The sequence below is a fragment of the Sphingosinicella xenopeptidilytica genome (genome assembly GCF_042676985.1).
GTDB lineage: Bacteria > Pseudomonadota > Alphaproteobacteria > Sphingomonadales > Sphingomonadaceae > Sphingosinicella > Sphingosinicella xenopeptidilytica.
The window spans coordinates 1-19,079 of sequence record NZ_JBHTIK010000005.1 but is presented as its reverse complement, the minus strand read 5'-3'; the positions used below and the strand labels follow the sequence as shown (position 1 = coordinate 19,079).

Sequence of the window (19,079 nt, the reverse complement as noted above, 5' to 3'; positions counted from 1 at the left end):
CATAATAATTTAGTAACCAATCAACGCTCGCAGCGGGGCCGTGTCGCGAGCGGAATGACAACAGAATATCAACGGGGCCCGCCGACGCTTTGCGCGGCGAGGATAGGGCAGGTTTGGTTATGAATATCGCTGCTGCTGGAAAGCTGGCGCTGTGCATCTGCACCGGCGCTGTGGTTGGTGCCGGGGTGAACGAAGCCCGTCATAATGCCGACAAGCCGAAGGCCGTGAAGACGGCTTCGAAGAACCCTGCCCGCAAGGTCGTGCAGTTCCCGTGCGAACCCTATATCGTGCAGGATCAGATGATGCGCGATGCGCAGATCCCCAGCGACTTCGAGGCGACCAACCTTCCCGAATACGCCGAGCTGATCCTGCCGGGTGGCGGCGGTTCCGGCGGTGGCGGCGACGACGGTGGTGACGACGGCGATGGCGGCGGCACGAATCCGGTGCCGGAGCCGGCCATGCTCGCGCTCTTCGGCCTCGGTGCGGCAGGCCTCGTCGGCGGCCGCAAGTATCTGCTTCGTCGCAAAAGCTGAACACAACGACGTTAGCTGAAGGGCATGAGACTTTTCCTTGCCCTTTCGCTCTCGCTCATGCTTGCTTCCGGCGTGACCCAGGCCGCCGACCGCCCCATCGTGATCGCACATCGCGGCGCTAGCGGCCTCCTTCCCGAACACACGATCGCGGCCTACACGCGCGCGATCGACGACGGCGCCGATTTCATCGAACCCGACCTCGTACCGACACGCGACGGCACGCTGGTGGCGCGGCATGAGAACGAGATTTCAGGCACCACCGATGTCGCCGCGCGGGCGGAGTTCGCGGATCGCAAGGCGACCAAGACGATCGACGGCGTCTCCGTCACCGGCTGGTTCACCGAGGACTTCACGCTCGCTGAACTGAAGACCCTGCGAGCCCGTGAGCGCCTGCCCGAGCTGCGCGGCACGGCGAACGACGGCCGATTCGAGATTCCGACACTGGGCGAGATCATCGCGCTCGCCAAGGCGCGCGGCGTCGGCATCTACCCCGAGACCAAGCACCCCTCGTACTTCGCGTCCATCGGGCTTTCCCTCGAGCCGAAGCTCGTCGCCGCGCTCGATGCCGCCGGCTGGCGCGATGCCGATGCGCCGGTCTTCATCCAGTCGTTCGAGGTGAACAATCTGAAGCGGCTGGACGCGATGACGGGCGTACGCCTCATCCAGCTCGTCGCAGCGGAGGGCGGACCGGCGGACGGCGCGCACGAAACCTATGCCGAGATGCTGACCCCGGAGGGCCTCAAGGCCGTCGCGGCCTATGCCGACGGCATCGGCCCCGAAAAGACGCTGGTGATCGCGCGCGGGCCGGACATGCGCCTTGCGGCGCCGACGCGGCTCGTGGCGGACGCACATACCGCGGGGCTCAAGGTGCATCCGTGGACGTTCCGCGCGGAGAATTACTTCCTCCCCGCAGACCACCGGCAGGGCGAAGACCCACGCGCGCACGGCGATCTCGGCGCGGAAATCAGGGCCTATCTCGCGGCCGGGGTCGACGGCGTGTTCAGCGATTTCACGGCCGAAGCCGTGGCCGCGCGCTAACGATCGAAGGGGTTCTTGCCGCCCCGCAGCGTCAGCCGGATCGGCACGCCGGTGAAGCCGAGATCGTCGCGGAGCGAATTCGCGAGGTAACGGCGATAGCTTTCGGGAAGCTCGGTCAGCCGGTTGCCGAAAATCACGAACGAGGGCGGACGCGACTTCACCTGCGTGACGTAGCGCAGCTTCAGGCGCTTGCCGTCCGGCGCGGGCGGCGGATTGCGCGCGAGTGCGCCTTCGAACCAGCGGTTGAGGCGGCTGGTCGGCACGCGCTGGCTCCACGCCTCGCGCTGCTCGAAGGCGGCCTTGATGAGCGTATCGAGGCCCTTGCCGGTCATCCCCGAAACCGCGAGCAGCGGCACGCCCTTGATCTGCGCGAGGCCCTCGTCGAGCGCCTTGCGGACGCCCTGGAACAGCCGCGACTGATCCTCCGCCGCGTCCCACTTGTTGAGCGCGATGACGAGCGCGCGGCCTTCCTCGATCACCATGTCGGCGATGCGCAGGTCCTGCGCTTCGAGGCCGAGCGTGGCATCGAGCAGCAGCACGACGACCTCGGCGAAATCGATGGCGCGGCGCGTATCGGCGACCGAGAGCTTTTCGAGCTTCTCGTGCACCTTCGCCTTCTTGCGGACGCCGGCGGTATCGATCAGGCGCACGGGGCGGCCTTCCCAGTTCCACTCGATCTCGATGCTGTCGCGCGTGATCCCCGCCTCGGGACCCGTGACCAGCCGGTCCTGCCCGAGCAGCGTGTTGATGAGCGTGGACTTGCCCGCGTTCGGGCGTCCGACGATGGCGAGCTTGAGCGGGCCTACCGCTTCGTCCTCGTCCTCATAATCGTCGCCCGCCGCCGCGACGGCGGCATCAACATGCGGCGCCAGCGCTTCGAACAGATCGGCGAGCCCTTCGCCGTGCTCGGCAGAGATGCCGACCGGTTCGCCGAAGCCGAGTTCATAGGCTTCGAGGATACCCGCGTCGCCCGAGCGGCCTTCGGCCTTGTTGGCGACGAGCACCACCGGCACCTTCGCGGTGCGCAGCCAATCCGCGAAGTGCCGGTCCATCGGCGTGAGCCCCGCACGCGAATCGATGACGAGCAGCGCCGCCGACGCGTCTTCGAGCGCGGCTTCGGTCTGCGCGCGCATCCGCCCCGAGAGTGTCTCGGGCCCGGCGTCCTCAAGTCCCGCCGTGTCGACGGCAATGAAATCGAGATCGAACAACTTCGCCTCGCCCTCACGGCGGTCGCGCGTTACGCCCGGCGTGTCGTCGACGAGCGCGATGCGTTTGCCGACGAGCCGGTTGAAGAGCGTCGACTTGCCGACGTTCGGGCGCCCAATGATGACGACCTTGGGCTTTTTGCTGGTCATGGCTCTAACGGTAGGCGCTCAGGCGGCCGTCTTCGGAGAGGATGTAGAGCGTGTTGTCGGCGACCACCGGCTCAAGGAAAATGTCACCCGCCACTTCGTTTGTGGAGAGCACGCTGCCGTCGGCTGGCGACACGGCGACGAGATCGCCTTCGCTGCTCGTGAGATAGAGGCGATCCGACGCGAGCACAGGCCCCTGCCAGATGATCGGGTTCTTGCGCTTCTTGACGTTGCGCCAGCGCGGGAGCTGCGTCACCCAGCGCACGCGCCCGTCGGCGCGCTGCACCGCCACGAGTTCGCCGTCCACGGTCACCGCGAAGATATATTCGCCCGCCACCCACGGCATCGAGGTGCCCGCGAGGTTGCGTTCCCAGACACGCTGTCCGGTCGAAAGGTCGAGCGCCACCATGCGGCCGCCGTGCCCGATCGCGTAGACCCGGCCGTCGCTGATCACAGCCGAAGCATCGATGTCGCTGAGCGCGGCGAGCGAGGTGGTGGAGCCGGTGCGGTTCAGCGCATCCTGCCAGACGCTGCGGCCGTTTTCGACGCGCAGGGCGATGAGCTCGCCGCTGGAGAAACCGACAACGGCGGTGCCGAGCGCAACGGCAGGCGCCGCCGTGCCGAGCAGACCGGCGGGCTCGACCGTCGCGGCGTTTTCCCACAGCGTTTCGCCGGTCGCGGTGGAGAGCACCTGCAACTGGTTATCCTGCGTCATCACGAAAAGCTGCGCGCCCTCGACCGCGGGAGCACCGCGCAGCGGCATACCGATGTCGACGCGCCACGCCTCCGCGCCCGATGCCGCATCATAGGCCGCGACGAGGCCATAGCCCGAGGTCGCATAGATACGGGCGCCATCGGTGGCGACACCGCCGCCGAACGCGACGTTCTGGGATTCTCCGTCCTTGCGCAGCGTTGCCGACCAGAGCTGGCCGCCGTTCGCGGCGCTAAACGCGCGCACCACCGCCTGGGTATCGATCGTGTAGACACGCCCGCCGGAAACCACCGGGCCCGACGTCAGCCGCCGTGTCCGGTCGCTGCCGCTGCCGATCGAGACCGACCACGCCCGCGAGGGATTGGCACGCAGGCTGAGATGCCCGAGCGCCTTCGCCGCACTGCCGCCCGGCTGTGTCCACTCCGCGTTGACGATGGGCACCGGCAGGGAGACCGTGGTGTTCGCAAGGTCGGGGTCGGCGGTCGTCCGCGCCTCGTAGGTGAGCACGGCAAGGCGCTCTCCGGCGATCTTCGACTTGTTCTTGTCTCCGCCGCCGCGGAAGATTCCGCAGCTGGCAAGCGCCACGACCAGCGGCACGACGACGATAAGCGATTTACGCATCAATTCTTTCCGGTTGTCGGTTCGGCTGCCGGAGCATCCGCCGCGGGGGCAGCGTCGGGAGCAACGTCGGGGAGGCTGCCGAGCGAGGCGGCGAGCTGCTGCGCGCGCTGGCGGAGCGACGGTGCGATGGTTTCGTCTGACGAGATCGCGGCGAAGATCGGCCCCGCGAGTTCGGGCTTGCCTTCGGCCATGTAGGCGACCGCGAGCATCTCTCCGGCAACGCCAAACCAGGGCGCGCCGGGCTGTGCGAGCGGCTTCAGGCGCGTCACGACCTCGGCCGGTGCCAGCGTATCATACTCGACGCGCACGGCGGTGATCGTTGCAAGATCGCGCAGCGGCTGCGGCAGCTTCGTGTCGGCGGCGAGCGCCTGATACTCCGCGAGCGCAGCGGCATTGTCGCCATTTTCGACGGCGCGCGACGCCTTGGTGAAGCGCGCGAGCGTCGTGTAGCCGCCGTGGTTTCCGGCTGCGAAACGCTCGATATCCGCCACCGCCTTGGCGTTGCCAAGCTCCAGCCCCTGCTGCGCCGACGAGAATTCCTCGCTGAGCACGCCGACATTGCGGACCTGCTCCTCGCGCCACCAGAGGAACCCGGCAAGCGCGACGAGACCGATGCCGACGGCAATGACGATCCAGCGCCCATAGCGGTTCCAGAAGCCGGTGAGCTGATCCCGGCGATATTCCTCGTCAACCTCGCGGATGAAGGCGTCTTCGGGCGCTGTGCCCGATGGTTCCCTGGCCAATGTCGTGCCTCTCAAATTGTGCGCGGGACCATAGCGATGGCCGCGCGCGCACGCAAAACCCTATTTTTCCTCGTCGGCCCGGTAGAGGTTGTCTTCCGTGGGGAAGGTCCGCGCGCGCACATCGGCCGCATAGTCCTTCACGGCATCGGCCACGACCTTCGACATCGCGCCGTAGCGCTTCACGAATTTGGGCGTCCGCTCGAAGAGGCCGAGCATGTCTTCCGTAACCAGCACCTGCCCGTCGCACTGCGCCGAGGCACCGATGCCGATGGTGGGGCACGCCACCGTCTGCGTGATCTCGATGGCGATCGGCTCCATCACGCCTTCGATGACGATCGAGAAGGCGCCAGCATCGGCCATCGCGGTGGCATCGGCGACGATCGACCGCGCCTCCACATCGCTCTTGCCGCGCACGCCATAGCCGCCGAGGATGTTCACCGCCTGCGGCGTGAGGCCGACATGCGCCATCACCGGGATGCCGCGCGAGGTGAGGAATTCCACGGTCGGCGCGAGCACCTTGCCGCCTTCAAGCTTCACGGCGGCGGCGCCGGTTTCCTTCAAAAGCCGCGAGGCGTTGGTGAACGCCTGCTCGGGCGAGGCCTCGTAGCTGCCGAACGGCATGTCGACGATGACGGCGGCGTGATAGCTGCCGCGCACGACGGCGGCACCGTGCGCGCACATCATCTCCATCGTCACCGCCACCGTGTGCGGCAGGCCGTAGATCACCTGCCCCAGCGAATCGCCGACGAGCAACATGTCGCAGTGAGGGTCCATCAGCTGCGCCATGCGGACCGTGTAGGCGGTGAGCATCACGAGCGGCTCGCCGCCCTTGCGCTGCCGGATACGCGGCACCGTGAGGCGCTTCATCGGCGCCGGGGTGGGGTTGGCACGGCTCGTCGAGGTGTCGAGCGTGAGCGTCATCGAGGTCGTAGACATGGGGCGGCTTGTAACGCCTCCGTGCAGGGGTGGAAAGCGTGCGGGAACGCTCAGCGGATCGCGGCGGCGTAAACGTCGGGCTTGAACCCGGCGAGGCGCGCCTTGCCGGTATCGAGAATGGGGCGCTTGATCATCGAGGGCTGCGCCAGCATCAGGTCCACGGCCTTGCCTGCATCCAGGTTTTCGCGGGCCGCATCCGGCAGCTTGCGGAAGGTCGTTCCGGCGCGGTTGAGCACGGTTTCCCAGCCGAGTTCCTTCACCCACGCCTCAAGCCGAGGTCGGTCGATTCCTGCCTTCTTGTAATCGTGGAACGCGTAGTCGACGCCGTTCGCCTCGAGCCACGTGCGCGCCTTCTTCACCGTGTCGCAGTTCGGGATGCCGTACATCGTCACCATCGTCTCGTACTCCTGCTCCATTTTCCGGGCCCGGCCCGCATTGACCTGCCGTAGTCCATCCGCGAGGCTGAATACCCATGAAAAACCTGCCGCTCGCACGCGTCTACCAGTTGCTCGAACCCGGCCCCGTGGTGCTGCTGACCACAGCCGCGAAGGGCCGCAGCAATGTGATGACCATGTCGTGGCACATGATGGTGGAGTTCACGCCTCCGCGCGTCGCCTGCATCGTCAGCCCCGCCGACCACAGCTTCAAGGCGCTGCGCGCGACGAAGGAATGCGTGATCGCGGTTCCGGCCGTGGACCTCGCGCCGAAGGTCGTCGGGATCGGCAACTGTTCGGGCCGCGATGTCGACAAGTTCGAGCGGTTCGGGCTGACGCCGGTTCCGGCGCGCATCGTGGCAGCGCCGCTCGTCGCCGAGTGCTTCGCCAATCTCGAATGCCGGGTGGTGAACACGCGGCTCGTGAACGCCTACAGCCTGTTCGTGCTGGAGGTGGTGAAGGCGTGGATCGATCCCGCGCAGAAAGACCCGCGCACCATCCACCACCAGGGCTACGGCCGCTTCGCGGTGGACGGGGAAACCATCACACTCGCCTCGAAGATGCCCTGACGGCCTCACGCCGGCCGCCTTACTCCCACTCGATCGTGCCCGGCGGCTTCGACGTGTAATCGTAGACGACGCGGTTGATGCCGTTCACTTCGTTGACGATGCGCGTGGCGACGGCGCTGAGGAACGCGGCATCGAAGGGATAGACATCGGCGGTCATGCCATCGACCGAAGTGACGGCGCGGAGCGCGCAGACGCGATCGTAGGTGCGGCCGTCGCCCATCACGCCGACGGTGCGCACCGGGAGCAGCACGGCGAACGCCTGCCAGATCGCGTCGTAGAGGCCCGCCTTGCGGATTTCCTCGAGGTAGATGCGGTCCGCCTTGCGGAGCGTGTCGCACTTCTCCTTGTCGACCTCGCCGGGGATGCGGATGGCAAGGCCCGGGCCGGGGAACGGGTGGCGGCCGACGAAGGCTTCAGGGAGGCCGAGTTCGCGGCCCAAGGCGCGAACCTCATCCTTGAACAGTTCGCGCAAGGGTTCGACGAGCTGCATGTTCATGCGCTCGGGGAGGCCGCCGACATTGTGGTGGCTCTTGATCGTGACCGACGGCCCGCCGGTGAACGAGACGCTTTCGATCACGTCCGGATAGAGCGTGCCCTGCGCGAGGAAATCGGCGCCGCCGATCTTCTTCGCCTCGGCCTCGAACACGTCGATGAAGGTCTTGCCGATGAACTTGCGCTTGGCTTCGGGATCGGAAACACCCGCGAGACCGGAGAGGAACAGTTCCTCGGCGTCCACGTGGACGAGCGGGATGTTGTAAGCGCCGCGGAACAGTGAGACGACTTCCTCGGCTTCCTGCGAGCGCATCAGGCCGTGATCGACGAACACGCAGGTGAGCTGATCGCCGATCGCCTCGTGGATCAGCACCGCCGCGACCGCCGAATCGACGCCGCCGGAAAGCCCGCAGATCACCTTGCCCTTGCCGACCTGCTTGCGGATGTCGGCGATCTTCGCGTCGCGGTAGCCCGCCATCGACCAGTCGCCGGTGCAGCCCGCGACATGGCGCACGAAGTTCGACAGCAGCTTCGCCCCGTCCGGCGTATGCACGACCTCGGGGTGGAACTGCACGCCGTAGAAGCGGCGCACGTCGTTCGCGATCGCCGCGAACGGCGCGCCGTCAGACTTCGCCACAACTTCGAACCCGGCGGGAATCGCCTCCACGCGGTCGCCGTGGCTCATCCACACCTGATGCTTCTCGCCGGTGTTCCAGAGGCCGTCGAACAAATGGCAATCGCGCACGATCTCGATGAAGGCGCGGCCGAATTCGCGGTGATCGGAGGGCGTGACCTTGCCGCCGAGCTCGGCGCACATGGTCTGCTCGCCGTAGCAGATGCCGAGCACCGGCACGCCCGCCTCGAACACTGCGCCCGGCGCCTTGGGGCTCGCCCCTTCCGTCACCGAGGCGGGACCGCCCGACAGGATGATCCCCTTGGGCTTCAGGCGCCCGATCGCGGCCTCGCCGCCGGAGAACGGCACGATCTCGCAATAAACCCCCGCCTCGCGCACGCGCCGGGCGATGAGCTGCGTCACCTGGCTGCCGAAATCGAGAATAAGGATGGAATCGCCGTGGGGAACGGTCACGCGGGGCCTCGAGGATCAGAACGTGGGATTCCGGCCGGGTTAGCCTTGGCGCGGATGCGTGTCCAGAGGCCGGGCGCGCACTGTCGCAACATCGGAAACGGAATCACACGAAAGCTTCCCCGAATCGTCATCGCACTGTCAGCCGCCGCCGCGAGACATGGTTAACGCTGGCGATGAGCGCCAGTGTTACGCCAACCGACGACAGGGGTATTCGTATGCTCAAGCTTCTCCTCGGCGCCGCCGCGTCCGCCGTTCTCGCCGCGTCCGCGCAGGCGGCGGTGATCACGCCGGTTTCCGCCACCGCCAGCAGCACGTTCAACAATGGCGCCTACAACGCCCAAAACCTGATCAACGGCAGCGGCCTTTCGGGCGATCTGCACGATTCGAACTACGCCAACATGTGGATGACCGACCTCGGCGCGAGCAAGGCGCAGGTGACGTTCGACCTCGGCGGCCTGTTCAACCTCGCGAGCGCGGACATCTGGCAGTTCAACTTCGGCACCAACACGCCGGTGATCTCCACGCTCGACCGCGGCATCAAGGACTTCCGCGTGCTCGTTTCGCTCGACGGCGCCAGCTTCACCGAGATCTTCACGGGCACGCTGGACCGTGCGCCCGACGGTTCGCCGATCACCGCGCAGACCATCGCGCTTTCGGGCGCCGCGCGCTTCGTGCAGTTCGATATCCTCAGCAACTACACCTACGGCACCATCTACGAAGCGTGGGAAGCCTCGGGCCTTTCGGAAGTGCGCTTCAACAGCGCCGAGGTGCCGGAGCCGGCCAGCCTCGCACTCGTCGCGATGGGCCTCGGCGCGCTCGGCTTCGCGCGCCGCCGCCGCGCGATCTGACGCTCCTGCCGTCCCCGCCGGGCACGCACACGGCGGGGACGCGCCTTCCCTCTTGAGAGACGGCGCAAAGCCGCCTACAGACGGCATCACATCAAGAGTTGGGTTCAGCCCAACGCCAACCTGCTTTCCGGGCAAGGTGGCGCTCCCTTCGGGGAGGATGTGGCCGAGCCGGCAACCAAACGGATCAAGCCACCGCGTCTTACCCGGAAAGCGACCCGAGGATAGACGCGTCGATGCCGATCAAGATTCCCGACGACCTGCCCGCCCGCAGCACGCTGGAGCGCGAGGGCGTGATGATCCTGGGCGAAGCGGATGCCGTGCGGCAGGATATCCGGCCGCTGCGCATCGGGCTGCTCAACCTGATGCCGAACAAGATCCGCACCGAAACGCAGATCGCGCGGCTGATCGGCGCGACGCCGCTGCAGGTGGAGCTGACACTGGTGCGGATGAGCGACCACGTTCCGCGCAACACCTCCGCCGACCATATGCTGTCGTTCTACCGGCCGTGGGCCGACATTCGGCACGAATATTTCGACGGCTTCATCACCACCGGCGCGCCCGTGGAGCTGCTGCCGTTCGAGGAGGTGGGCTATTGGGACGAGCTGCGCCGCGTGTTCGACTGGACGCAGACGAACGTGCACGGCAGCTTCAACATCTGCTGGGGCGCGCAGGCGGCGGTGCACCATTTCCACGGCGTGCCCAAACACGCGCTGGACAAGAAGGCGTTCGGCGTCTTCGAACACCACAACCTCGCCCCCGCCTCCCCCTACCTGCGCGGCTTTTCGGACGATTTTGCGATCCCCGTTTCGCGCTGGACAGAAGTGCGGCGCGAGGACCTGCCCGAAGATCACGGCATCACCGTGCTCGCCGAAAGCGCGGAGACGGGGCTCTGCCTCCTCGAAGACCCGCAGCACCGCGCGCTGCACATGTTCAACCATGTGGAATATGATTCCACGTCGCTCGCCGAGGAATATTTCCGCGACCGCGACGCCGGAAAGCCGATCGACGTGCCGAAGAACTACTTCCCCGGCGACGACCCTGCCGCAACGCCGCAGAACCGCTGGCGCAGCCACGCGCATTTGCTGTTCGGCAACTGGATCAACCAGATCTACCAGACGACGCCGTTCGACATGACAGACATCAGCCGGGGCTGAACGGGCGCGGCTACCAGCCGACGCCGGGCTGCGCGAGGTATTCCAGCTCCTCCGGCGTGGACGTGCGCCCGAGAAGGATGTTGCGAGTCGGGTAGCGGCCGAAGCGTTCGATGACCGCTGCGTGATCGCGCGCGAAGTCGAGTTGATGGTCGAGACCGGGCTGCGCGAAGCAGCGCAGCGCGAACCGCTGCACGCCGCGATCCTCGGCGTGCATCAGCGGCATGTAGAAGAAGCCGCGCCGGAACGGATCGAGCTGCCGGTGCCAGCCTTCACCGATACCGTAGAGCGTGAGATCGAGCGCGGCGGCATCCGCCTCGAACGCGCGCGGCGTATCCCTGTGGATGTTGCGCGAGAACTGATCGAGCAGGATGACCGCGGCGAGCAGCGTATCCGCGTTGCGCGTCCATAGCGACGTGTCGGCAAGCGCACGGTCGCGCAGTGCACCGAACCGGCGGGCGATTTCGGCGTCGAGGTCGGACGACTTCGTCCAGTGCTGCTCGGGCGTCAGTTCATCGAACCAGAAGGCGAGAACGGCGGCGGCATCTTCTTGGGCAGACAAGGCTGGTCTCCTGTAGGGGGGCAGGAGACCAGCCTAGCCGCGCCGCGCGCGCGAGGCCACTCAGCGGCCCGCGTAGGCGCTTTCGAAGCGGAAGTCGGTGATGCGGTCGCCCCGGACGTAGCAGGAAAAGCCTTCGTCGCGGCGACTGTCGTCCCGGTCGTCGCCGCGCATCTCGACGCGGCCCGAGACGCGGTATTCGCCGCCCTGCCGGTCCAGACCCCGGATATCGTTCACGCGCGCCTCGCGGCCGTAGCGGCTCCCGAGGTCTTCGGCCTCGCGCGCGCAGGTAGAAATGGCGGCGCGCTCTTCGCTGGTGCGGTTCTTCCAGTCGCGGTCCTGCCAGCCCCAATCGCTGTTACCGGCGCTGCTGCCCGGGCGGCCATAGGTGCCGTCGCGGTTCCAGTCCCCTTCGGGCTCCCAGCCCGAATCGAGCGGGCGCTCCTGCTCTTCCTCTTTCTTCTTTTTGGACGCGCTGGAGAGGACGGCGATGAGGCCGCCGGCGACCACGGCGCCGACGATCGCGTCGCCGAGATCGAAGCCGTCGCCGCGACGGTGATGGCGGCGCCCGTAGCGCCCGTCGGCATGGGCTTCAGACACGCCGAGCGGCGTGTTCGCGAACCCGGGAATCCCCGCCATGGAAGAGACCACGATGGCCGTGGCGACGCCGAAACTCATGACCTTACGCATAGGACTTACCCCGCCGATGATGCGGGACCGGTATGCGCTCGATGAGCTTTATCCGCGATGAACCGAAATCGCCTCCAGCGCGGCGCGCAAGGAGGCGGGAAGCGGTACGGGGCGGCGGGTTTCGCGGTCCACGTAGACATGGATGAAGAAGCCCTCGGCGGCGGCCTCTGTCTCGCCCTCGGCGAACAGGCCAACTTCGTAGCGGACGGAGGAGGTGCCGATGTGTGCGGCGCGGATGCCCGCATCGATGGCTTGCGGGAAGGCGAGCGGCGCTGCGTAGCGGCAGCCGGTCTCGACGACGAGGCCGATGACGGCGCCGCCGTGAATGTCGAGCACGCCCGCCTCGATCAGGTGCGCGTTCACCGCCGTATCGAACCAGCTGTAATAGACGACATTGTTGACGTGGCCGTAGACGTCGTTGTCTGCCCAGCGCGTGGTAATGCTGCGGAAGACGGCGTAATCGGCGCGGGTGCGGAAGGGCTCGCGGTTCAAAGCGCGGCCTCGTAGAGACGACGGGCATCGGCAAGGTCGATCTCGCACGGATTGTTTATGAGCAGGCGCTGCTGCTTCATCGCTTCCGACGCGAGAAGATCGAGATCGTCCGCTTTCACGCCGACGTCGCGCAGGCGCGCGGGCACGCCGCAATCGACAGCGATGGCGACGAGCGCCTCGACGAGGCCCTGCGCCTGTGCCTGACGACCGAGCGATGCCAGCGAGGGATCGAGGATCGGCGCGAGGTCCGCGTAGAGCGGCAGCGCGGCGGCCATGTTGTGGCCGAGCACATGCGGCAGCATCAGCGCGTTCGAAAGCCCGTGCGGCACATGGAAATGCCCGCCGAGCGGATAGGCGAGCGCGTGAACGCCCGCGACCGGCGCATTGGAAAACGCGACACCCGCAAGGTGCGAGCCGAGCAGCATGGCGCCGCGCACGTCGGGATTGGCGGGATCATCGCAGGCGCGGCGGATGTTGGCGCCGAGGAGGCGAAGCGCTTCCTTCGCGAGCGCGTCCGACAGCGGGTTCTTGAGGCGCTTCGTCGTGAACGCCTCGATGGCGTGGACCATCGCGTCGATGCCGGTGGCGGCGGTGACGCCGCGCGGCAGACCGAAGGTGAGCGATGCATCGAGGATCGCCCAGTCCGCATACAGCGGCCGGGCTACGACGCCCTTCTTCTCCGCGCCGCCGACGGTGAGGATCGCAATGGGCGTGGCTTCGGAGCCGGTGCCGGCGGTGGTGGGGATGAGCACGAGCGGCAGGCGCGCACCCTTCGCCTGATCGACGCCGTAAATACCATCCAGATCATCGCCCGAGCCGAGCAGGTAGGCGACGACCTTCGCAACATCCATCGGGCTGCCGCCGCCGAAACCGATGACCGACGTGACCCCCGCCTCGCGCCCGGCCGCCACGGCGGCAAGCGCCGTCGCGGCAGAGGGGTCGGCCTCGACAGCGTCGAACACCAGCACCCGGTCGCCGAGCGCGCCGAGCATCGGATCGGCAAGGCCGAGGCCGCGCACGCCCTTGTCGGTGACGACAAGCACGGGGCCTTCGGGCACGAGATCGGAAACGGACGTGCTACGCCCGGTGCCCGAAAGCACGCGGGGACCGTAGTCGAAGCGGAAGTCGGTCATGGGCGGCACCGTGAATATTCCGGTTTCAAGAACACCCCCCTCCTCTTCAGGGGAGGGGTCGGGGGTGGGGCATATCCTCACATTCAACATTGGAGAAGCGGAACCGCCCCTCCCCAAACCCCTCCCCTGAAGAGGAGGGGCTTTCACGACGCGACACTATTGGCTCACCCGAAAAAGAAAAGGGCCGCACCCGAAGGCGCGGCCCCTGTTCTTTCAGCGAAAGCGCCTGATCAGGCGGCTTCGGCGTCGTCGAACGACTGCACCGGACCCGAATCCTGGCCCTTGGCGCTGGTGTCGCGATCGACGAACTCGATGATCGCCATCGGCGCGGCGTCGTCGCCACGGATGCCGGCCTTCAGCACGCGGATGTAGCCGCCGGGGCGACCCTCGTAACGCGGGCCGAGCACCTCGAAGAGCTTCTTCAGCTGCGTCTCGTCCATCAGGCGCGACTGCGCGAGACGGCGATTGGCAAGACCGCCCTTCTTGGCGAGCGTGACCAGCTTTTCCACGTACGGGCGAAGTTCCTTCGCCTTGGGCAGCGTGGTCGTGATCTGCTCGTGCTTGATCAGCGCGGCGGCCATGTTGCGGAACATCGCCTGACGGTGGCTCGTGGTACGGCCGAGCTTACGGTGTCCTACGCGGTGACGCATGTCTCAAACTTCCTTCTCGTTTGTTCACGGAGCCGTGCAAGGTACTCCGGACCAGGCGGCAGAACCGGGCGCCGCCCAAACCCGTGCTGGGTAAGGCCGAAGCCTTTAGCCCATGATTTCCTGTTCGAGCTTCTTGGCGAGCTCCTCGATGTTCTCCGGCGGCCAGCCGGGGATTTCCATGCCGAGGCGGAGGCCCATCTGCGAGAGGACTTCCTTGATCTCGTTGAGGCTCTTGCGGCCGAAGTTCGGCGTGCGGAGCATCTCGGCCTCGGTCTTCTGAACGAGGTCGCCGATGTAGATGATGTTGTCGTTCTTCAGGCAGTTCGCGCTGCGGACCGAAAGCTCCAGCTCGTCCACCTTCTTGAGGAGGTAGCGGTTGATGGCGCCTTCGTCCTCCTGCGCCGCGGCAGCAGCGGAGGGAACGGCGGCGATCGCCGTCGGCTCGTCGAAGTTGATGAAGAGCGCCAGCTGGTCCTGAAGGATACGCGCCGAATAGGCGAGCGCATCGTCCGGGGTCACCGTGCCGTCGGTTTCGACCGTCAGCGTCAGCTTGTCGTAGTCGAGCTCCTGGCCGACGCGGGTGTTTTCCACCTTGTAGGCGACCTGACGCACCGGCGAGTAGAGCGCATCGACCGGCACGAGGCCGATCGGCGCGTCCGCCGGACGGTTCTGCGACGCGGGCACGTAGCCCTTGCCGGTCTCGACCGTGAGTTCCATGTTGAGCGTCGCGCCCTCGTCGAGCGTGCAGATGACGAGATCAGGGTTCATGATCTCGATATCGCCCGTCACCGAAATCTGGCCGGCGGTGACTTCGCCCGGACCCGACGCGGTGAGGTGCAGACGCTTCGGCATCTCGTCGAGCATCTTCACCGCAACCTGCTTCACATTGAGCACGATGTCGGTGACGTCTTCACGCACGCCGGCGAGCGAAGAGAACTCATGCAGCACGCCGTCGATCTTGATCGAGGTGACGGCCGCACCCTGCAGCGAGGAGAGCAGCACGCGGCGAAGCGCATTGCCGAGCGTGAGGCCGAAGCCGCGCTCAAGCGGCTCGGCGACGAACGTCGCCTTCCGCGCCTTGTCCGCGCCGGCCTTCACTTCGAGGCTGTTGGGTTTCTTCAGTTCCTGCCAGTTCTTTGCAATTACGGCCACTGTCTTCCCCTTCGCGGGCTGGCGGGCCGAAGCCCGCCGCATAGGATTTTCGGACGAAACGCTTTGGCGAACGCGCGGGGCGTCAGACGCGGCGGCGCTTCGGCGGACGCACGCCGTTGTGCGGGATCGGCGTCACATCGCGGATCGCGGTGATCTGGAAGCCGACCGCCTGCAACGCGCGGAGCGCCGATTCGCGACCCGAACCCGGGCCCCGAACTTCGACTTCCAGCGTGCGCACGCCGTGCTCGGCAGCCTTCTTGCCGGCGTCTTCCGCTGCGACCTGCGCGGCGTAAGGCGTCGACTTGCGGCTGCCCTTGAAGCCCATCGTGCCGGCCGACGACCAGGCAATCGCATTGCCCTGCGCGTCCGTGATGGTGATCATGGTGTTGTTGAAAGAGGCGTTCACATGCGCGACGCCCGACGTGATGTTCTTGCGCTCGCGCCGTTTGATGCGAGCCGGTTCCCGTGCCATTTCGAATAGCTCCCTTTTGCTCGCTTACTTCTTCTTGCCGGCGATCGGCTTCGCCTTGCCCTTGCGGGTGCGGGCGTTCGTGTGCGTGCGCTGACCGCGGACCGGAAGGCCCTTGCGGTGGCGAAGGCCGCGATACGAAGCGAGGTCCATCAGACGCTTGATGTTCATCGAGGTCTCACGGCGGAGGTCACCCTCAACCGTGTGATCGCGGTCGATCATCTCGCGGATCTGGATGACTTCCTGATCGGTGAGGTCCTGAACGCGGCGCTCGGCAGGGAAGCCAAGCGTCGAGCAGATCTTCGCAGCGGTGGTACGGCCGATGCCGTGAATATAGGTAAGGGCAATCACGACGCGCTTGTTGGTCGGGATGTTAACGCCCGCAATACGTGCCACAGACGGTTCTCCTAGCTCCACAGGCCGCGTGGGCGCGCGGGCCTATCTCAAAGCGTGAAACCCCAATGAACACACAAAACCGGCGAGCACGCAATATGCGCCGCCGGAATGCGATTCACTCGGGATGCGGGGGAGATAGGAGCCGAATCGGCCCATGTCAAGCGGGCGGGCGAAGCCGGTGTCAAGATATGAAACGCGGCAGACAGTTGACGCGTGCATCGCATATCGCCATCGGCGGTTGCAAGAACATGAACGGGGGATCGCATGGCTGAAGCCGGACAACTGCCGCCATCGACGCGGCGCGTGCTGACGGCGAGCCTCGTCGGCACGGCGGTGGAGTTCTACGACTTCTATATCTACGTGACGGCGGCGGCGCTGGTTTTCGGGCCGCTGTTCTTCCCCGCCGAATCGCCGTCCGTTCAGCTCATGATGTCGTATGCGAGCTTCAGCATCGCGTTTCTCGCGCGGCCGCTCGGGGCCAGCGTGTTCGGCCATTTCGGCGACCGCATCGGGCGCAAGTCGACGCTCGTCGCCTCGCTGATGCTGATGGGCGGGTCCACGCTCGCCATCGCCTTCCTGCCGACTTACCAGACCGCCGGGTGGATCGCGCCGCTGCTGCTCTGCATCCTGCGCTTCGGGCAGGGCTTCGGGCTCGGCGGCGAATGGGGCGGCGCAGCGCTGCTCGCGGTGGAAAATGCGCCGCCGGGCTGGCGCGGGCGTTTCGGCATGTTCCCGCAACTCGGCGCGCCGGTGGGCTTCATCGCGGCGAACGGCCTGTTCCTGATCTTCGGCCTGACGCTGACGCAGGAGCAGTTCTTCGCGTGGGGCTGGCGGCTGCCGTTCCTCGCGAGCGCGGTGCTGGTGGGCGTCGGCCTCTGGGTACGCCTCAAGCTGACCGAGACGCCTGCCTTCGCTGCCGCGATGGAACAGGGGCCGCCGCCCAAGGTGCCGCTCGCCCTGCTATTGAAGGACCACTGGCGCGAAACGCTCGCGGGCACGCTCGCCGTAGTCTGCTGCTTCGCGATCTTCTACCTCGCGACCGCGTTCGCGCTCGGCTACGGCACGACGACGCTCGGCATCCCGCGTGAGACGTTCCTCTCCCTCCTGCTCGGCGCGATCCTGTTCATGGCCGTCGGCATCCTGATCGCGGGCTGGCTTTCGGACGTGAAGACGCCGCGCTTCATCCTGATGGCGGGGTGCATCGGCACCGTGCCCACGGCGCTGCTGATGGCGCCGATGATGGAAGGCGGGGCGCTGTTCCCGATCTTCGCGTTCCTTGCGCTCGCGCTTCTGATGATGGGCTTCGTCTACGGCCCGCTCGGCGCGTTCCTGCCCGGCCTTTTCCCGGCGCGCGTGCGCTACACGGGCGCCTCGATGGCGTTCAACGTGGGCGGCATCCTCGGCGGCGGCCTTGCGCCCAACATCGCGCAGGCGCTCGCCGACCGGGGCGGGCTGGCCCCGGTCGGGTTCTATCTCGCGGGTGCGGCGACGGTGAGTTTCATTGGGCTGCTGATGGTGCGGCCTACAGCCGAGCCCTGAGACTCGCGAAAAAGCTGCGGCCCGGCTCCGGGAAGCCGTCGGTGAGCTGGTAGGTCTCGTCGAACAGGTTTCGCGCGCCGATGCCGAGCGTGACGTTGTCCATCACGTCGAAATCGATGCGCAGGTTGGCGAGCACGTGGCTGCCGGTCTTGTAGTAGCGCGTGCCGGCCGTGTTCACGGTCCAGCGGCTCGACGCGATGTCGACATTCGGAACGATGTGGAGGCGCGAGACCGGCGACCAGTCCGCCCAGACGAATGCCTTGTGTTCCGGCACGCCCGTCGGCTGGAACGCCGCGTTCGAGGGATCATCGAGGTCGCGATGTGTCCACGTGTAATTGGCGCCGAGGCCGAGTGTCTCGCCAAGGCGCGCATCGAGCGACAGCTCGACGCCGTAATAATCACCCTTGCCGAGGTTGCGGCTTTGCGTGACGGCCTGCGGATCGCAGACACCGGGCGCCGTGCAGACCTCGATGATGGTCGGGAAGGCGACGATCACGTCGGTAACGCGCGAATAAAACGCCGCGCCTTCCACGCGTACAGCGCCATACTGGCGGCTGCCGCCGATCTCGAAATTGGTGGCGCGCTCCGCCTTCAGGTCCGGGTTCGAGGTGGCGCCGCCGAAGCGCGAACTGAAGCGTTCGAACACGGTGGGGAAGCGTGCGCGCGACGATACGCTGGCGTGGACGCGCGTCGCATCGTCCGGCGTCCAGACGAGCCGCCCCTGCCCGTTCAGCGCGCTGCTGTTGCGGATCGGATAGGAGAACAGGCGATTGCCCGGAAGGCCGGGGACGGCGCCATATTCCTCCGCGCGCTTGAGGTCGCGCCAGTCGTAGCTGGCGCCCGCGGTGAACGTGAGCGTCGGCGACAGCGCGAGACGGTTCTCGACCGCGACGCTCCACGTTTCCTCGAGGTTCTCCTGATCGGGCTCCCACGTGCCGGCCGGGAAGACCTGCTGCGACTCGATATGCTTGTCGCGGCGGTAGTGCGCAGCGACGCTGAGGCCGTAGCTGTCGGTGAGATCGACATCGAGCTGCGCCGAGCCGCCCCATGCGGTGTCGTTGTACGGGCTGTTGAAGGCGCGCGGGCGCGTCTGCGCCGTCTGTGCGGCGGTGTCGAAGGAACGGAGCAGGTTGTCGAGCTTGTTGCGGTAGGCTCGGGTCTTGAGCGTGGCATTGTCGCCAAGCGCCGTCGTCGACAGGAAATAGATGCTCTCCACGTCCCACTGCGGCCACGCCCAATTGCGCTGCGTCGCCGTGTCGGTGACATGGAGCGGCGCGTTCTTCGCGCCTTCCTGCCGCGTGTAGCTGATCGAATATTCGTCCGTGGCGTTCGGCGTGAAGCCTAGCTTTACGTTAACGCGCCAATCCTCCGTGCGGGTGAACTCACGCTCGCCGCCGTCCTCGACCGAGCCCGCCGAAGCTTCATAGCCGCCGGGCAGATCCCAATGGTCCTGGAAGTTCCGCGTGTAGGAACCCTGCGCGTA

At 66.7% G+C, this 19,079-nt stretch carries 21 protein-coding genes and 1 riboswitch; of the genes, 6 read left to right on the top strand and 15 right to left on the bottom strand.

Going from position 1 to position 19,079, the window contains the following annotated elements; genetic code table 11:
- Positions 1–119: 119 nt before the first annotated feature.
- Positions 120–533, top strand: a complete 414-nt coding sequence (locus ACFQ00_RS08075; RefSeq protein WP_381488784.1) for a PEP-CTERM sorting domain-containing protein — start codon at positions 120–122, stop codon at positions 531–533.
- Positions 534–557: 24 nt separating this feature from the next.
- Positions 558–1,571 carry a glycerophosphodiester phosphodiesterase gene (locus tag ACFQ00_RS08070; protein ID WP_381488781.1) on the top strand — a complete coding sequence of 338 codons (1,014 nt, stop codon included), beginning with the start codon at positions 558–560 and terminating at the stop codon, positions 1,569–1,571.
- On the opposite strand, the gene der is transcribed toward ACFQ00_RS08070, so the two are convergent.
- Genes der through ACFQ00_RS08045 form a run of 5 tightly spaced genes read right to left on the bottom strand, consistent with a single transcriptional unit; the run spans position 1,568 to position 6,351 of the window.
- On the bottom strand, positions 1,568–2,926 hold the full coding sequence (gene der, locus ACFQ00_RS08065) for a ribosome biogenesis GTPase Der (RefSeq protein ID WP_381488778.1): 1,359 nt from the start codon (positions 2,924–2,926) through the stop codon (positions 1,568–1,570). The two genes, ACFQ00_RS08070 and der, sit on opposite strands and share 4 nt — an antisense overlap.
- 4 nt (positions 2,927–2,930) lie before the next feature.
- Positions 2,931–4,256, bottom strand: coding sequence for an outer membrane protein assembly factor BamB family protein (locus ACFQ00_RS08060; protein ID WP_381488775.1), 1,326 nt, complete (start codon positions 4,254–4,256; stop codon positions 2,931–2,933).
- Positions 4,256–4,999: a tetratricopeptide repeat protein gene (locus ACFQ00_RS08055; RefSeq protein WP_381488772.1), complete on the bottom strand. Its 744-nt coding sequence runs from the start codon at positions 4,997–4,999 to the stop codon at positions 4,256–4,258. Before ACFQ00_RS08055 ends, ACFQ00_RS08060 begins: the two co-directional genes overlap by 1 nt.
- 60 nt (positions 5,000–5,059) lie before the next feature.
- Positions 5,060–5,935, bottom strand: a complete 876-nt coding sequence (gene panB, locus ACFQ00_RS08050; protein WP_381488769.1) for a 3-methyl-2-oxobutanoate hydroxymethyltransferase — start codon at positions 5,933–5,935, stop codon at positions 5,060–5,062.
- 50 nt (positions 5,936–5,985) lie between these two features.
- Entirely contained in the window at positions 5,986–6,351 is a 366-nt protein-coding gene (locus ACFQ00_RS08045; RefSeq protein ID WP_381488766.1) for an ArsC family reductase, read from the bottom strand.
- A 56-nt stretch (positions 6,352–6,407) separates the two neighbouring features.
- Between ACFQ00_RS08045 and ACFQ00_RS08040 the strand changes: the two genes are divergently transcribed.
- Positions 6,408–6,938, top strand: a complete 531-nt coding sequence (locus ACFQ00_RS08040; RefSeq protein WP_381488763.1) for a flavin reductase family protein — start codon at positions 6,408–6,410, stop codon at positions 6,936–6,938.
- 19 nt (positions 6,939–6,957) lie between these two features.
- On the opposite strand, the gene guaA is transcribed toward ACFQ00_RS08040, so the two are convergent.
- Positions 6,958–8,517 (bottom strand): glutamine-hydrolyzing GMP synthase, encoded by a 1,560-nt coding sequence (guaA, locus tag ACFQ00_RS08035; protein WP_381488760.1) that lies wholly within the window; start codon positions 8,515–8,517, stop codon positions 6,958–6,960.
- A gap of 215 nt (positions 8,518–8,732) precedes the next feature.
- On the opposite strand from guaA, the gene ACFQ00_RS08030 reads away from it, so the two are divergent.
- The gene (locus ACFQ00_RS08030; RefSeq protein ID WP_381488757.1) at positions 8,733–9,365 is read left to right on the top strand and encodes a discoidin domain-containing protein; all 633 of its coding nucleotides are present in this window, start codon (positions 8,733–8,735) and stop codon (positions 9,363–9,365) included.
- Between the two features lie 83 nt (positions 9,366–9,448).
- Positions 9,449–9,554, top strand: a riboswitch (SAM-I-IV-variant riboswitch).
- Positions 9,555–9,598: 44 nt separating this feature from the next.
- Positions 9,599–10,519 (top strand): homoserine O-acetyltransferase MetA, encoded by a 921-nt coding sequence (gene metA, locus ACFQ00_RS08025; RefSeq protein WP_381488754.1) that lies wholly within the window; start codon positions 9,599–9,601, stop codon positions 10,517–10,519.
- A gap of 10 nt (positions 10,520–10,529) precedes the next feature.
- On the opposite strand, the gene ACFQ00_RS08020 is transcribed toward metA, so the two are convergent.
- The 8 genes from ACFQ00_RS08020 to rpsM form a co-directional block, all read right to left on the bottom strand.
- Complete coding sequence (locus tag ACFQ00_RS08020; protein WP_381488751.1) at positions 10,530–11,078, bottom strand: DUF924 family protein; 549 nt, start codon at positions 11,076–11,078, stop codon at positions 10,530–10,532.
- A 60-nt stretch (positions 11,079–11,138) separates the two neighbouring features.
- On the bottom strand, positions 11,139–11,765 hold the full coding sequence (locus ACFQ00_RS08015) for a hypothetical protein (protein WP_381488749.1): 627 nt from the start codon (positions 11,763–11,765) through the stop codon (positions 11,139–11,141).
- Between the two features lie 48 nt (positions 11,766–11,813).
- The gene (locus ACFQ00_RS08010) at positions 11,814–12,257 is read right to left on the bottom strand and encodes an acyl-CoA thioesterase (RefSeq protein ID WP_381488746.1); all 444 of its coding nucleotides are present in this window, start codon (positions 12,255–12,257) and stop codon (positions 11,814–11,816) included.
- The gene (locus ACFQ00_RS08005) at positions 12,254–13,390 is read right to left on the bottom strand and encodes an iron-containing alcohol dehydrogenase (RefSeq protein ID WP_381488743.1); all 1,137 of its coding nucleotides are present in this window, start codon (positions 13,388–13,390) and stop codon (positions 12,254–12,256) included. Before ACFQ00_RS08005 ends, ACFQ00_RS08010 begins: the two co-directional genes overlap by 4 nt.
- A gap of 230 nt (positions 13,391–13,620) precedes the next feature.
- Positions 13,621–14,040 (bottom strand): 50S ribosomal protein L17, encoded by a 420-nt coding sequence (rplQ, locus tag ACFQ00_RS08000; RefSeq protein ID WP_381488740.1) that lies wholly within the window; start codon positions 14,038–14,040, stop codon positions 13,621–13,623.
- Positions 14,041–14,145: 105 nt separating this feature from the next.
- Positions 14,146–15,192: a DNA-directed RNA polymerase subunit alpha gene (locus ACFQ00_RS07995; RefSeq protein ID WP_374597023.1), complete on the bottom strand. Its 1,047-nt coding sequence runs from the start codon at positions 15,190–15,192 to the stop codon at positions 14,146–14,148.
- A gap of 82 nt (positions 15,193–15,274) precedes the next feature.
- Positions 15,275–15,664 (bottom strand): 30S ribosomal protein S11, encoded by a 390-nt coding sequence (gene rpsK, locus ACFQ00_RS07990; protein WP_121047270.1) that lies wholly within the window; start codon positions 15,662–15,664, stop codon positions 15,275–15,277.
- Between the two features lie 24 nt (positions 15,665–15,688).
- Positions 15,689–16,057, bottom strand: a complete 369-nt coding sequence (rpsM, locus tag ACFQ00_RS07985; RefSeq protein ID WP_271257745.1) for a 30S ribosomal protein S13 — start codon at positions 16,055–16,057, stop codon at positions 15,689–15,691.
- 264 nt (positions 16,058–16,321) lie between these two features.
- Here rpsM and ACFQ00_RS07980 point away from each other — a divergent pair, with 264 nt between their 5' ends.
- Positions 16,322–17,596 (top strand): MFS transporter, encoded by a 1,275-nt coding sequence (locus ACFQ00_RS07980; protein ID WP_381488735.1) that lies wholly within the window; start codon positions 16,322–16,324, stop codon positions 17,594–17,596.
- Here the strand turns inward: ACFQ00_RS07980 and ACFQ00_RS07975 are convergent.
- On the bottom strand, positions 17,580–19,079 hold a 1,500-nt coding region (locus ACFQ00_RS07975), incomplete at its 5' end, for a TonB-dependent receptor (RefSeq protein WP_381488733.1). The two genes, ACFQ00_RS07980 and ACFQ00_RS07975, sit on opposite strands and share 17 nt — an antisense overlap.